17 protein-coding genes are annotated in these 14,347 nt (G+C 52.2%); all 17 read right to left on the bottom strand.

The features are described 5' to 3' along the window. Nucleotides 1-201 precede the first annotated feature (201 nt). Nucleotides 202-1,659 carry a proline--tRNA ligase gene (gene proS / locus KQX66_RS16945; RefSeq protein WP_216793997.1) on the bottom strand — a complete coding sequence of 486 codons (1,458 nt, stop codon included), beginning with the start codon at nt 1,657-1,659 and terminating at the stop codon, nt 202-204. A 32-nt stretch (nt 1,660-1,691) separates the two neighbouring features. After that, the gene (gene rseP, locus KQX66_RS16940; RefSeq protein WP_216793996.1) at nt 1,692-2,951 is read right to left on the bottom strand and encodes an RIP metalloprotease RseP; all 1,260 of its coding nucleotides are present in this window, start codon (nt 2,949-2,951) and stop codon (nt 1,692-1,694) included. Nucleotides 2,952-3,150: 199 nt separating this feature from the next. Beyond that, nucleotides 3,151-4,293 (bottom strand): 1-deoxy-D-xylulose-5-phosphate reductoisomerase, encoded by a 1,143-nt coding sequence (locus tag KQX66_RS16935; protein ID WP_216793995.1) that lies wholly within the window; start codon nt 4,291-4,293, stop codon nt 3,151-3,153. Nucleotides 4,294-4,316: 23 nt separating this feature from the next. Continuing rightward, nucleotides 4,317-5,105, bottom strand: a complete 789-nt coding sequence (locus KQX66_RS16930) for a phosphatidate cytidylyltransferase (RefSeq protein WP_216793994.1) — start codon at nt 5,103-5,105, stop codon at nt 4,317-4,319. Between the two features lie 72 nt (nt 5,106-5,177). Then, nucleotides 5,178-5,945 (bottom strand): undecaprenyl pyrophosphate synthase, encoded by a 768-nt coding sequence (uppS, locus tag KQX66_RS16925; RefSeq protein ID WP_216793993.1) that lies wholly within the window; start codon nt 5,943-5,945, stop codon nt 5,178-5,180. A gap of 59 nt (nt 5,946-6,004) precedes the next feature. Then, nucleotides 6,005-6,559 (bottom strand): ribosome recycling factor, encoded by a 555-nt coding sequence (gene frr, locus KQX66_RS16920; RefSeq protein WP_216793992.1) that lies wholly within the window; start codon nt 6,557-6,559, stop codon nt 6,005-6,007. Between the two features lie 3 nt (nt 6,560-6,562). Beyond that, nucleotides 6,563-7,288 (bottom strand): UMP kinase, encoded by a 726-nt coding sequence (gene pyrH, locus KQX66_RS16915; RefSeq protein WP_010491262.1) that lies wholly within the window; start codon nt 7,286-7,288, stop codon nt 6,563-6,565. A 97-nt stretch (nt 7,289-7,385) separates the two neighbouring features. Then, nucleotides 7,386-8,036: a translation elongation factor Ts gene (gene tsf / locus KQX66_RS16910; RefSeq protein WP_054972308.1), complete on the bottom strand. Its 651-nt coding sequence runs from the start codon at nt 8,034-8,036 to the stop codon at nt 7,386-7,388. A 94-nt stretch (nt 8,037-8,130) separates the two neighbouring features. Next, the gene (rpsB, locus tag KQX66_RS16905; protein ID WP_025850723.1) at nt 8,131-8,829 is read right to left on the bottom strand and encodes a 30S ribosomal protein S2; all 699 of its coding nucleotides are present in this window, start codon (nt 8,827-8,829) and stop codon (nt 8,131-8,133) included. Nucleotides 8,830-9,080: 251 nt separating this feature from the next. Continuing rightward, a complete protein-coding gene (locus tag KQX66_RS16900) occupies nt 9,081-9,590 on the bottom strand; it encodes a hypothetical protein (RefSeq protein ID WP_216793991.1) in 510 nt (169 codons plus the stop codon). Further along, nucleotides 9,583-10,182 (bottom strand): hypothetical protein, encoded by a 600-nt coding sequence (locus KQX66_RS16895; RefSeq protein WP_216793990.1) that lies wholly within the window; start codon nt 10,180-10,182, stop codon nt 9,583-9,585. The genes KQX66_RS16900 and KQX66_RS16895 overlap by 8 nt, the downstream gene beginning before the upstream one ends. 24 nt (nt 10,183-10,206) lie before the next feature. Beyond that, nucleotides 10,207-10,533 (bottom strand): hypothetical protein, encoded by a 327-nt coding sequence (locus KQX66_RS16890; RefSeq protein ID WP_308647246.1) that lies wholly within the window; start codon nt 10,531-10,533, stop codon nt 10,207-10,209. 45 nt (nt 10,534-10,578) lie between these two features. Beyond that, nucleotides 10,579-11,988: a flagellar assembly protein A gene (locus KQX66_RS16885; RefSeq protein ID WP_216794118.1), complete on the bottom strand. Its 1,410-nt coding sequence runs from the start codon at nt 11,986-11,988 to the stop codon at nt 10,579-10,581. Between the two features lie 23 nt (nt 11,989-12,011). Next, nucleotides 12,012-12,794, bottom strand: coding sequence for a FliA/WhiG family RNA polymerase sigma factor (locus tag KQX66_RS16880; RefSeq protein WP_054972313.1), 783 nt, complete (start codon nt 12,792-12,794; stop codon nt 12,012-12,014). Nucleotides 12,795-12,812: 18 nt separating this feature from the next. Next, the gene (locus KQX66_RS16875) at nt 12,813-13,229 is read right to left on the bottom strand and encodes a hypothetical protein (protein WP_063186383.1); all 417 of its coding nucleotides are present in this window, start codon (nt 13,227-13,229) and stop codon (nt 12,813-12,815) included. Between the two features lie 4 nt (nt 13,230-13,233). After that, on the bottom strand, nt 13,234-13,728 hold the full coding sequence (locus KQX66_RS16870) for a chemotaxis protein CheD (protein ID WP_216793988.1): 495 nt from the start codon (nt 13,726-13,728) through the stop codon (nt 13,234-13,236). Beyond that, nucleotides 13,725-14,345 carry a chemotaxis protein CheC gene (locus tag KQX66_RS16865; protein ID WP_216793987.1) on the bottom strand — a complete coding sequence of 207 codons (621 nt, stop codon included), beginning with the start codon at nt 14,343-14,345 and terminating at the stop codon, nt 13,725-13,727. The genes KQX66_RS16870 and KQX66_RS16865 overlap by 4 nt, the downstream gene beginning before the upstream one ends. Between the last annotated feature and the right edge of the window lie 2 nt (nt 14,346-14,347).

Below are 14,347 nucleotides of genomic sequence, written 5' to 3'. Positions count from 1 at the left end.
TGGTGGGAAAGTGCTGCCACTCCACCGCTCTTGAAATCAAGTTTCCATATTTTACAAAAACTCACAAGGTAGCAACTTGATTTCAAAGGCGGCCGTTTCACTTTCCGTGACAACACTTTCCCTAGGGCTGTAAGAACAATGCTTTACAATCAAAAGCAAACACAAACTCCTAATTACATGGCGTTAGTAAAAAACATGATGTTAATACGATTTGCCGAAGACGACCGTGTGCTTGGCGTCTTCGCCGCAGACGAGACATTTCGGCTTGGATACGCCCGGCTCGAACGGAATGTTGCGGCTCGTTGCGCCGGTCTCTTCTTTGACCTGCGCTTCGCAGGCTGCGGAGCCGCACCAGCCCGACAATGCGAAGCCGCGTTTTTGCTCGAGGAACGATTTCAGTTCGTCCACCGTATCCGCTTCAGTCATGCTTTCGTCGCGGAACCGCTTGGCTCGATCATACATTTCCTGCTGCGTTTCCGTCAACAATTTTTGCACTTCTTCTACAAATTGGTCCTGCTGGACGACACGCTTCTCTCCGGTAATCCGGGATACCAGGACCACTTGCCCGTTTTCCATGTCCCGCGGTCCCAGCTCGACGCGGACCGGTACGCCGCGCATTTCGTATTCGTTAAATTTCCAACCCGGACTTTGGTCCGGACGATCGTCCACTTTCGCGCGTACGCCAGCCTGCTTCAACTGGGCATACAACTCGTCGACGCGGCCGACAACCTGCTCTCTCGTCTTCGGAGGACCGATCGGAATCATGATGACTTGCGTCGGCGCGATCTTCGGCGGCAAAGCCAAACCGCGGTCGTCGCCGTGGACCATGATCAAAGCTCCGATGAGACGGGTACTTACGCCCCAGGAAGTCGTATGGCAGAACTGATGCTGGTTCTCACGGTCCAAATATTTAATATCGAACGCCACGGCGAAGTTCGTGCCCAAATAGTGGGAAGTTCCCGCTTGCACCGCTTTGCCGTCCTTCATCATCGCTTCGATGGAATAGGTGTCGACAGCGCCGGCGAATTTCTCGGAAGGCGTCTTTTGGCCCATGATGACCGGAATCGCGAGGAATTCTTCGGCGAAAGAACGATAAATTTCCAGCATCTGCATCGTTTCTTTGCGTGCATCAGCTTCGTCCTCATGAGCCGTATGGCCTTCCTGCCATAAAAATTCGCTCGTGCGCAAGAACGGCAGCGTCCGCTTTTCCCAACGAACCACGTTGGCCCACTGGTTGATCAAGAGCGGCAGGTCGCGGTAAGAATTAATCCACTCCGCATACATATGGCCGATCATCGTCTCGGACGTCGGGCGAATCGCCAGCCGCTCCTCGAGCTTCTCGCCCCCTGCTTCCGTTACCCACGGCAGCTCCGGGTTGAACCCTTCCACGTGCTCTTTTTCTTTTTGGAAAAAGCTCTCGGGAATGAACAGCGGGAAATAAGCGTTGCGGTGTCCCGTTTCCTTAAAGCGGCGGTCCAGCTCCCGCTGAATATTTTCCCAAAGCTCGTACCCGTCCGGTTTAAATACGATGCATCCCCGGACCGGCGAGTAGCTCATGAGATCGGCCTTTTTAATGACATCAATATACCAGCGGGAGAAATCCTCGCCCTGCGGCGTAATCTCTTTCACAAACTGTTTGTCTTGCTTTTGGTTCGACATCGTTCTGTTTTCCCCCTACGGACGGCAATTCGTTATCCTTTAATCAAACGTAATATATCGTTATAAGTGACAGCTATCATAAGCAGCATCAGCATCGCAAAGCCGACAAAATGCACCATGCTTTCCCGGCTCGGATCGACAGGCTTGCCGCGGAGCGCCTCCAGCAGCAAAAACACCAGCCGGCTTCCGTCCAGCGCCGGGATCGGCAGCAGATTGAACAGTCCCAAATAAAGACTCATAATAGCCATCCACGAGATGTATTGGGCAAATCCTGCGCTAGCCTGCTCGCTTGTAAATTCGACAATCCTTACCGGACCGCCCAAATCGTCCATTTTTACCTGAAGCGTCGCCAGCTTGCCAAAACCATCCATGATAATGGTCGTTGCGGAAACAAGGCTGTGCCAGCCTCCGGTAAATCCTTCCAGAACCGTGGCAGGCCGCGTTTCGGTTAGCAGCGAGACGCCGACGCGAATCACGCCGTCCTTGTCCATGAGCGGAGTCACTTCTTTACGGATCTGCTCCTTATTGCGCTCAATGATCCAGACCATCGGTTTATTCGGAGATTGTTGAATCAGGTTCGTCAGCTTGCTGCGGTCGGAGCCGATTTGCACATGATCCACCTGAAGGATAATGTCCCCCGACTGCAATCCCGCTTTCTCCGCTGCGGATGCCGAAACGGTTTCCTGAATTTTCACCCGGTTGGGCACTCCTGCGACGAACACGAAGGTTACAAAAAGCGCTAACGCAAGAATAAAATTCATCAGCGGTCCGGCAAAGATAGCCATCGCCCGCTGACCTACTGTCTTGCTTCCGAACTGACGGTCCCACGGGGCAATCTGGGTCTCTTTTTCCTTGGACACCATCATCGCCTGAGGATGAATCGAATAACGTTCGATTTCCCCGTCGACATCCAGGCGGAGGAACAAATCTTTTTCCAGATCGATCTGCTCGACGACGCCTTCAATCGCATCCCGGCGGCTTTCGAACTCGTTCAAGTAAATGTGCGTAACCTGATTATCCTCCAACTGCACGGCAATCCGTTGACCCTGGTTGATCTGCACGATTTCCGGATCTTCTCCGGCCATTCGTACGAAGCCGCCGATTGGAAGAAGTCTAAGCGTATACCGGGTTTCTCCGCGCTTGAAGGAGAGCAGCTTGGGACCAAAGCCGATCGCGAATTCGCGAACAAGAATGCCCGCTCGCTTGGCAAAGTAAAAATGTCCCCATTCGTGAATCGTGACTAGAACAAAAAACAAAAGAACAATTTGAAATACGTTCTGGATGTTAGCCAATGGGTGTACGGCCTCCTTAAGTCGCAAATGTTCATATCCAAGTTATGGGCAAATGTTATTGGCTGCATGAAAATCGTCCGAAGCCTTCCTTTAAGATTAACATTAATCCCAAAGGGAATACAAGCCGGGACTCATGATATGAACATATGAGCGGCTTCGCCGAAAGATGCCCTGGCGTCGCATCTTCAAACGGCCCATTTTAGTCCAGGCTCCACGCCTGTTCCCGGGCCCATCGATCGATCTCCAGAATAGCGGATAAATCCGGGGCCGGGACCGGGGAATGCTTGTCCATGACCTTGGCAATTACCTCTTCAATGGCCAGGAATGAAATTTCCCCTTTCAAGAACCGTTCGACCGCAACTTCGTTGGCCGCATTGTACACGGTGGGCATCGAGCCGCCCGTCCGTCCGCTTTCATAAGCCATCCGCAGACACGGATACCGGTCAAAATCCATCTCGCGAAACTGCAGCTTCCCGACATCGGATAAACGTAAACGTTCGGAAGGCGTCGCCATCCGGTCCGGATAAGTCAGCGCGTATTGAATCGGCACCCGCATATCCGGCATCCCCAATTGGGCGATGATGCTGTAGTCCACGTACTCGACGAACGAATGGATAATGCTTTCAGGATGAATCAGCACCTCAATCTGGTCGTACGGCAAACCGAACAGCCAATGGGCTTCGATCACTTCCAGCCCTTTGTTCGCCATCGTTGCCGAGTCGATCGTGATTTTCGCGCCCATCGACCAATTCGGATGCTTGAGCGCATCTTCAACGGTTACGTGAGCAAGCTCTTCCCGGGTGCGGTCGCGAAACGAGCCTCCGGAAGCGGTTAACGTAATTTTATGTACGCGGTCCCGTGATTCTCCGTTCAAGCATTGGAATATGGCGGAATGCTCGCTGTCGACCGGAAGCAAAGCGACGCCGCGGCGCTGCGCCAATTCCGTAACGAGATGCCCTGCGCTAACTAACGTCTCCTTGTTGGCAATACCGATGTGCTTGCCCGCTTCGATCGCGGCCAGCGTCGGCTTAAGTCCTTGGCTGCCGACAATCGCGGTGACGACGAGCTCGGCATCGGTGCCTGCCGCAATTTCGTGCAGCCCCTCTTCACCGTATAAAACCTGAACGTCCGAATTTGTTGCCGCGCGCAGTTGTTCCGCCGCTTCCTTCGTCGCAACGGATACCTTGCGGGGACGAAAGCGCTCGGTTTGCTCCAGCAGGAGCGGGATATTATAACCGCCGGCGAGCCCTTCCACCTCGAAACGTTCCGGGTAATGCGATATGACATCCAAGGTCTGGGTTCCAACGGAACCGGTCGACCCCAGAATACTGACTTTTTTCACCAACGTTCACCTCGGGGCAATAGTTATACGTGCGGGAGCAGAGCCGCTAAATGGAGGAAGGGAAACACGATCAGCCAGCTGTCGGTCCGATCTAGCACGCCGCCATGTCCCGGCAGGATCGTTCCCGTATCCTTGATGCCCTTCACCCGCTTATAAGCGGATTGAATCAAATCGCCCATCTGTCCGACAATCGCAATAACAAGGCCGATCCAAATCGCTTGCGCAAAGCTAAGAAGGTCCGGACGGTACCAGGCAAAGCCGAGTGCAACGACAACGGATAACGCGGTGCCGCCGATAGCTCCCTCGACGGATTTTTTCGGGCTAATGGTAGGCCAGAGCGGTGTTTTTCCAATCATCGATCCGGTAAAATACGCCCCGGAATCCGTTGACCAAATACATAAAAAAACGAGCAGCGTCCAATAAAGCCCGTTCTCGGAAAGCCAGCGCGTCTCCACCATGTAATGAAAGCCGATACCGACGTACACCATGCCCAAAAATGCCGTAGTCACATGATCGATCGTAATCTTGTTCTTCGAAATAACGGTAACGGCCAGAAGTACAAACAAGAACAACCAAATCAAATGCTCTATCGAAATCCCTGCCTCCTGCCACGGAATGACAAGGCCAATCACTCCTAGAGAGCCTAAAATCGAGATCGTTTTGTTCTTATTGAGACCGTTCATCCGTAAAAATTCGTCGTATCCGATCAGCGACAAGGCCAGGATTAACCCGGCAAACCAGTAGCCTCCCAAATACAACAGGATGAAAAAGGCGAGCCCTGCCACGACTCCTGTGACAATTCGCTGCTTCAAATCGATTCCTCCATCGTTTATGCTGGCAGACAGACATAAAGCCCAACTGCCCCTACCTGTTGTCAACTGCCGCTATAAACCACCGTATCTTCTGGCGCGGCGTTGATATTCCCCGATTGCCTCGTAGAAATGCGGCTCTGTAAATTCAGGCCAGCATAAATCCGTAAAGTAAAGCTCCGAATAGGCTAACTGCCAGAGCATAAAGTTGCTGATCCGAAGCTCTCCGCTGGTGCGTATCAGAAGATCGGGGTCCGGGAGCGGATCGGTTAACAAATATTTGGAGAAAAGCGCCTCATCCACTTCGTCCGGGGCCACTTTATTTTCTTTCATATCCTGAGCGAGCCGCTGAATGCCCTTAAGCATTTCCTTACGGCTTCCATAATTGAGCGCAAAGTTCAAAATAAGGCCGGTATTATGTTTCGTTTGATCGATCGCGTCCTGAACCGCTTTCAGCGTGAAATCAGGCAGTCCTTCCTGCCAGCCTGTCATACGGATCTGGACGTTATTCGCAATCAGCTCGTCGATTTCTTTCGGAAAAAATTCCATCGGCAGCTTCATCAAGTAATCGACTTCTTCCTTCGGTCTTTTCCAATTTTCCGTAGAAAAAGCGTACATGGTCAGCACCTTCACACCGATGCTGTTTGCGGCCATCGTAATTTTTTTTACGTTTTTCATACCTGAATGGTGGCCTGCCACCCGCGGCAGTCCCCGCTTTTGTGCCCATCGGCCATTACCGTCCATGATGACGGCCACATGGTTCGGAATGTTGTCCGCATCCAGCTTGAGAGCGGCTTGCTCTCCTTCCGGCTTGCTTCCAAACCATTTTTTGAATGACATCATGTCTGAATCCCCCATCAGGAAAGACTAAAAGCCCCCTCGAATAAGGGGGTCTTTACCGGTTACACTTCCATGATTTCTTTTTCTTTGGCAGCTAATACTTTGTCAACTTCCGCGATATGCTTGTCCGTGAACTTCTGGATGTCGTCCTGATGACGGCGGGACTCGTCTTCCGATATGCCCGTCTTCTCCAGCTTTTTGATATCGTCGTTTGCGTCGCGGCGGATGTTGCGGATTGCCACTTTCGCTTCTTCGCCGAACTTGCGCGTCATTTTGACGAGCTCGGAACGGCGTTCTTCCGTCAAAGCCGGAACGACGATACGGATCGAACTGCCGTCATTGGAAGGAGTCAACCCGAGATCGGATTTCATAATCGCTTTTTCGATAGCGGCAACCGAGCTTTTGTCCCACGGCTGAATCATCAGCGTGCGGGAATCCGGCGTATTGATGTTCGCCAACTGGTTTACCGGTGTCATAGAACCGTAATATTCGACTTGAACGCGATCCAGCAGAGCAGGGGTCGCCCGCCCCGCACGAAGCGAAGCCAGCTCCTTCTTCAGCGCGACGATCGCTTTCTCCATGCGTTCTTCCGCACTTTTTTTAATGGATTGCGGCATAGATTACACACTCCCTTTTACGATCGTGCCGATCTTCTCCCCAACTACGACGCGCTTGATATTGCCGCTTTCCGTAATCGAGAAGACGACCAGCGGAATATTGTTGTCCATGCATAAGGAGGATGCGGTCGAGTCCATAACGCCAAGGTTTTTGTTCAGCACTTCGAGGTAGGTCAGCGTTTCGAATTTTTGCGCGGTAGCGTCTTTGAACGGATCGGCCGTGTAGACGCCGTCCACTTTGTTTTTCGCCATCAAGATCACTTCCGCTTCGATTTCAGCTGCTCTAAGCGCCGCGGTCGTATCCGTCGAGAAATACGGATTGCCCGTTCCTGCCGCAAAAATGACAACCCTGCCCTTTTCCAAGTGCCGGATCGCTCTTCTGCGGATGTACGGTTCTGCGACCTGCTGCATCGTGATGGACGTTTGTACTCGTGTCGGTACGCCGATCGTTTCCAGCGCATCCTGCAGCGCCAGCGAGTTCATCACCGTAGCCAGCATACCCATGTAGTCTGCGGTTGCCCGGTCAATGCCTTTTGCGCTTCCGGCAATGCCGCGCCAGATGTTGCCGCCGCCTACGACGATGGCGACCTCCACCTGAAGATCCACTACTTCCTTCACCTGCTGGGCGATGGACGAAATCATCTCGGAGTCGATGCCGTAACCTTGCTGTCCGGCTAACGCTTCTCCGCTTAATTTCAAAATGACTCTTTTATAAATCGGACGTTCCAAGCTCCAACCCCTCCATTTCGATCAGACCGCTAAAGCTTTCTTTTAAAAAACAAGGAACACAGCGTGTTCCTCGTTACCTTGCATTTATGTTGTTGAATTACAGTTTAACTTGGGACATAACTTCTTCAGCGAAGTTTTCTTGTTTCTTCTCCAGGCCTTCTCCGAGCTCGAAACGGACGAAGCGGCGGATCGACAAGTTTTCGCCGATCGTTGCGATGTTTTCTTTCAGCACTTCTTCTACAGTTTTGTCCGGGTCTTTTACGAAAGGCTGCTCAAGCAGGCAGTATTCCTCGTAGTATTTCGCCAGACGGCCTTCGACGATTTTCTCGACGATTTTTTCCGGCTTGCCTTCGTTCAGCGCTTGGTTCGTCAAGATTTCGCGCTCTTTGTCCAGCGCTTCTTGCGGAACTTCGTCACGGCGAAGGAATTTCGGGTTGGAAGCTGCGATGTGCAGAGCAACGTCGCGTACAAACGTTCTGAACTGCTCGTTTTTCGCAACGAAGTCAGTTTCGCTGTTTACTTCAACCAATACGCCGATTTTGCCGCCAGCGTGAATGTAGGACTCGATCATGCCTTCCGTTGCGACGCGGCCTGCTTTGTTGGCCGCTGCGGAAAGACCTTTTTCACGCAAAATTTCAGCAGCTTTGGTCAAGTCGCCGTTTGCTTCTTCCAATGCTTTTTTACAATCGAGCATGCCTGCTCCTGTTTTTTCGCGCAATTCTTTTACTGCTGCTGCACTAACTGCCATGATTTGGCCTCCTTGGAATGTGATATGTATTCCCAAAAAAAGGGCGGTGAAAGGATTTTGCACCTTTAAACCACCCTTTCTCGTATTCAATGCATTAAGCTGAAGTTTCTTCGCCTTGGTGAGCTTCGATAACTGCGTCAGCAATTTTAGCCGTCAGCAATTTCACGGCACGGATTGCGTCGTCGTTACCCGGGATCACGTAGTCGATTTCGTCCGGATCGCAGTTCGTGTCTACGATACCAACGATCGGAATACCAAGCTTGCGTGCTTCCGCAACGGCAATGCGCTCTTTGCGCGGGTCGATGACGAACAGTGCGCTTGGCAGACCTTTCATATGGGAGATACCGCCCAAGAATTTCTCAAGACGATCTTTTTCTTTGCGAAGAATGATAACTTCTTTTTTCGGCAGCACTTCGAACGTGCCGTCTTGCTCCCATTTTTCAAGCTCGTGCAAACGGTTGATCCGTTTTTGGATCGTTTGGAAGTTAGTCAGCGTACCGCCGAGCCAACGTTGGTTGATGTAGTACATTCCGCAACGCTCAGCTTCTTCCTTAACCGAATCCTGAGCTTGCTTTTTCGTACCTACGAACAAGATCGTGCCGTTCTCTGCGGCTACGGACTTGACGAAGTTATAAGCTTCCTCAACTTTTTTGACCGTTTTTTGCAGGTCGATGATGTAAATTCCGTTTCTTTCGGTGAAGATGTATCGATCCATTTTCGGGTTCCAACGACGTGTTTGGTGACCGAAGTGTACCCCAGCTTCGAGCAGCTGTTTCATGGAGATAACTGCCATCCTCACGCACCTCCTCTAAATTGGTTTTTTGTGGTTTCCTCCGCCGATCGCATCTCCCGGTAAAACTCCTTGACCAAGACGCTTGAAAAGCATCTGCCGAAGCCAGTGGGAGCACCGTTACCGGAATTAATCGACGTGTGGTTTTTAACACCGAAAATTACTATACCATAACTGACAACCGTATGCAACACCCGCGGCAGTCCGACGAAAAAAGACAAATTCAGACCCCAACTGCCCGAGTCTGACCATGTTTATTGTGTCGTTAAGTTGGCAATGACTTCCGTCAGCTCGAGAGGCCCCTTAAATACATGGAGACCCGAGATGATTTTGTCGTTCAGCTGCTTTTGTTTCATCGTATCTACAAAGGCGGTGCGGTCGGCAATAACGCCGCTCTGCTGCAGCAAATCGGCGACTTGAGCCGCAGTCATGCCTTTGGAGACATAAATGTACGTTTCCTTATCCGGCGCGGCGGACTGCGGCTGTGCGGCTTGCTTGTCTTTCTCTTCTTTCAGCTTCTGGGCGATCATGGCTTCGACCTGCGGCTGGTCGTACAGCTTTTGACTTTTGTCGTACACATTAAAATAGGTAGAAGCGACTTCCTTGAGCCGAACGCGGTCCATCTCCTCGGGCGCCTGTCCTGCCGCGGGCTGTTTGGAAGCGGCGCTGCCCGACGGAGCAACCGCATTCATCAGCTGAAGCAGAACGGCACCCAAAATCATCCCGGTGCCGAGCCCGTACAGAAGCGATTTGTTCTTAAGCATTCGACCGTTCCTCCTGTTTGGCAAGCTGCAGGATCAGACTGATTTCCCCTTTGTTCATGCCCAGCTTCTTGGCGATATAGTCCGTCGATTTGCCGGACTCGTACAATCCGAACAGCTCGCCGTAGCGCTCCTTCATATTCATCGGGGCTTTGTTCGCCGCTTCCGTCTGCTTGTCAGGTGCGGCAGGCTCCGTATAGGCCGGCGATACCGCGGCTCCAGCGCTCGCTCCCAACGCCTCTCCGGGCTTCGATGCGTCCGCTTGAAGGGACAGGCGCCGCTGTTCCTCCGAGAACGTCAGCCGGCCCAGTTCGTGCCGCAGCTCCTGACATTGCTTTTCAAGCGTTTCCACACGCGAGGTCAGTTTAGCCGTATGTTCCTCGTACGTATGTTTCGTCCCGGAGAACAGCTCGATCAGCGCTTTGTTCTGCTCCTCAAGCTCCATAGCCAAGTGATCCATCGCCTGCTCCATCTCTTTTACGATGGCGCCGTCGGGTTTGGCCGCTCCTTCGGATTTTCGCGGGATAATCTTCGCATAGACCACGATTAGAAGCCCGACCAGCACGATGTATACCCAAGGTTGGTCCAATTGCATTCACCTAGTTTCACAACATAATAGTTATAAGGTCAAGTCGATATGATGCCCCTTGAACGGATGCTCCGGTGCGGTGCCGCCCGGCGCCTGTTTGGCTTCCTCGGCCGACTTCTTCGCTCCACCGCCGCCTCGGGGGTCCCGTTCGCCCGAACGGCCCGACTGATCGTCTTTGATCGAAGCTTGACCGGTCTCCTCCGTCTTGGCACTGACCTGACGCTCTTTTATCGTCGACTTCTCGTTGGAGCTGTTCAGCATGGCCTGGTCTTCCACTCGCTTTTGCACCATTTGATGCTGCTTCAGACCGGCTTCGTCGTTCTTATGCAGCGCAAACTGCATTTCAACCGGTTTCATGCTCACCGGCATCCCCTCCTTCGAGCTGTACGCGTACGTCAGCCTTTATACGATAGGAAGCATCGCGATATCTCCGTCGACCAATTGAAACCTGACGCGGGGAGAAGTATCTTTAATGAATTTGGTATATCGGCCGATCACGATTTTCGTGCCGCTGTAGGCGTTGGCAATGACTTCGACCTTTGCTTTTTCCGAGTCCTCAAGCGATCTCTCAATTTCCAGCATTCGCTCTCTGGAGCTCGCAATTTCTTCCGTCACCTGTTTCTTGGTATGGTTCAGCTTAACCCGCATCGCCACTTTGTCCGGCCCAAGCTGTCCCGTGGCTGCCAACTGGTCGAGCAGTACGAGCGCTTTATCCGTTTTGTCCAGGTTCTCGCTCAGAGCTCTTTGTTGGATGCGAAGCTGCTGAAGCTCGTTGCGGAGCTCCGGCAGAACGCCGACTTCGATGACCGTGGCCGTCGACATAGAGTTGCCGATCGTTCGGGCAATCACCACGTCGCCCGCTTGAATCATTCCTCCAACAATCAGTCCCTTGGTGCCTTTGCATACAATTTGTTTACCCGCGCGCACTTGAGAGTGCATAATGCTCTGGCTGACCAGCACTTCCTCACCTGCATAGATGTTGGCGTCTTGGATGAAAGAGCTCTTTACCCGTTTTCCGGCACGGATTGTTCCTTTGTTATGCCCAAGGATCCCCGCGCTGATCTCGATGGAGCCGTCTGCCTCCAAGTCTGCGGCGTCCACGCTGCCCGTAATGCGGATATCTCCCGCCGCTTTGATGCGAAAACCCGGCAGAACGTTGCCTCGGATGACGACAGACCCGACAAAATCAATATTTCCGACATTATAGTCGACATCCCCGTTCACTTCAAAGATCGGAAAAACATTGATTTTATCCCGGTCCGTCTTCGTGACCATTCCGTCAATGGCGGCATAAATGGCCGTCTGCTCCGGATCGGTCACGACATTTTTGCCGAGCTTGAAACGCGCATCCTTCCCGTCCTTCGCAAAAAGCGTTTCTCCGGTCACCGCGCGTCCCTGGACGCCTAAGGCGGCCGGAATTTTTTGCGCGATCAATTGCCCCTTTTTCACGTTATGGATCGTAGTCACTTCTTTATAATCAACCTTGCCGTCCTCCAGTTCGGCCGGGCGTTTGGACTTGTCGTCCAAATCGTACATCATCTGGACGCGCCCGTCCTGACCGTTCTGCGGCGCATCGCCTTTGGCAATCACCGTCTGGGAGAAGAAGAAAGCCTTCGGATCGTCTACGATCGCGGCGATTTTCTCCTCATCTATGCCGTATACGATGTGATACGAGGCAATCAATTCCATAAGCTGTCCTTTGGAAACGCGGAACGATTCCTCGCAATTCGCAAACTTGAGGTAAGCGAACAGCTTGTCGTCGGACAACGAAATATCCATATAATAGCTGAGCGGCATCGCCAGATCGGCCATCATTCTCCCCACTTTCCGACCCCTTAGTCATAAAATAGCTGCGACTTATGACGGCTCAAAGAACCTTTTAACCGCAGAATCGCTTTTGAGTGCAGCTGTGATATTCTGGATGGGGAAAGATTCATGACTTCGGCGATCTCGCTTAAAGACAATTCTTCGTAGTAAAAGAGGGATACGACAGTCCGCTCTTTTTCCGTCAACCGTTCGATAGCTTTAGCTAACGTTTCCTTTAAATAGACTTCATTTACTTTGGATTCCGGACTTTTCGCCTTTTCGTCAATTAACAAAGAAAGCCGCGTCTCCGAATCTTCCTCCCGGATAGGATCGTCGATCGAGCAGACGGTCGTCACTGCGATTTCCTGTACCATCTGTTGAAACTCCTGCTCGCTGACATCCAGATAAGAGCTGATTTCGCTATCGGTTACGGAACGCAAGTATTGCTGTTCGAGCTTTTGGTAAGCGTCCTCGATCTTCTTGGCCTTCTCCCTCACGGAACGGGGAACCCAATCGCCTTGACGGAGCCCGTCGATCATCGCTCCGCGAATGCGCCAGGAGGCATACGTTTCAAATTGCAGTCCCCGCTCGTAGTCGAACTTTTCGATGGCATCGATCAAGCCCATAATACCGCAGCTGGATAAGTCTTCTTTCGAAACGTTTTTAGGCAGACCGATGGAAAGACGACCCGAAACGTAATCTACGAGCGGCAAATACGTTTCGATGAGCGCCTGCTTCGCTTTCAACTGTCTGTCTTCTCTCCATTGCTTCCAAACATCGATATTCGCCAAATGGGATTTTTGCGCGATCATGACAGATAGTCACCATCCTTATTCTTCAGACATTCGGCGAACCGCCTGTGCCAATTCGTCAGGACTCCCTTGGATCTTCGTTGACAGCTTCGGCGGATTCAGCGGGGAAAAATCGGTATCAGCAGCGTCCTTCGGACCCGGCGACGGTTTCAACATCTGATGCAGCTCCGCATCCTGATCGGGCGTTACAACATCGACCGCCGTCCCTTTAAGCTCATCCTCTTCTTCCGAATGCTCAGGAATCGGAGCGCCCGCGAATCCGGCAACCGTGCCAAGCAGCCAACGGAACAAAAATACGATTACAAATATCAGGACAAAGCTGTAGAAGCTGCGAATCAAGGTAGTCAGCCAAATATTGTCGGTTATCGACAATGCAAAGGTAATGACGAATGCCGCGGCTCCTACAATAAAGTTCCAACGTATCGATCCGATCATAGGTTTACAATTCCTTCACTCCGTGTTGTACGCTGCGAATCATGAGCATACCGGATTCGCAGTCGAATTCGATGGTTCGCCCGTAATTGCCGCCGGTATCTTCGGCAATAATCGGGATCTGGTACCGGCCGAGCATTTCCTTGCAGGACTCGACATTCCGCGGTCCGATCCGCATCGTGTCCGATTGGGAGCCGAACGCGAACATTTGTGCGCCCCCGGCCATTTTGGCAACCATGCGCTTCACTTGAGCCCCAAGATCCTCCATCAGGCGAATCATTTCGGGGATCGCCGTATCGGCATATTTCGCGATGTTCAGTTTCCCTTCTCTGGCAATATCCGAGGTCGGCAGCATGACGTGGGCCATTCCGGCTACTTTGGCCTTGGCATCGAACAAGGTAACGCCCACGCACGAACCGAGCCCCGTCGTTTTGAGCACACCGGTCAAGTGAGCGACGTTCAGGTCGGCCATTCCTACTTTAATCAGATTGTCTTGGATCATGGAGTATGCACTCCCAAAGCTACGAAAATACGTTCGAAGGACTCCGGGTCCGGGATGAGGAAGAAGTGCCCTTCCACCTCGTCGCTTCCGTCCAGAAACTTCGTGTCGATCAAGAGCGCCTGGTCTCCCATTTGACCGAATTGGAGCAGGCCGTAGCTCAGAATCGCTCCCGCCATATCAATCGCAAGCGAAGGAACGGTGGGCTGCATGTTCAGCTGTGTGAAATCCGCCAGGGACGATAAGTACGAGCCCGCCAAAATGTTGCCGATTTCGTTCAGCGCGGACAACTCCATTTCGGAGTACTCTTCGCCTTCCACCGCGTCGATCCCGACCAAGTTGCGAAGAAGCTTCTTGGCCGACTCGAACTTCAGGATAAAAAACAAATTTCCCGGCGTTTCCCCTTCGACTCTCAGAAATATAGCGATAACGGCTTCCTCGGCTCCTCCGACGCTGTCCGCGATTTCCTCGAAAGGAACCATTCGCACTTTGGGCACAAGCATATCCACAGGCTTATCGAGCAGCTGCGAGAGCGCAGTAGCCGCATGTCCGGCACCGATATTCCCGACTTCCTTCAGCACATCCATTTGAAAATCGGCAAAAGAATTAAATGCTTCCACTA

This window comes from Paenibacillus oleatilyticus, from assembly GCF_018998565.1.
GTDB lineage: Bacteria > Bacillota > Bacilli > Paenibacillales > NBRC-103111 > Paenibacillus_G > Paenibacillus_G oleatilyticus.
The sequence above is the reverse complement of the archived record's forward strand: the minus strand, read 5'-3'. Positions and strand labels throughout refer to the sequence as shown.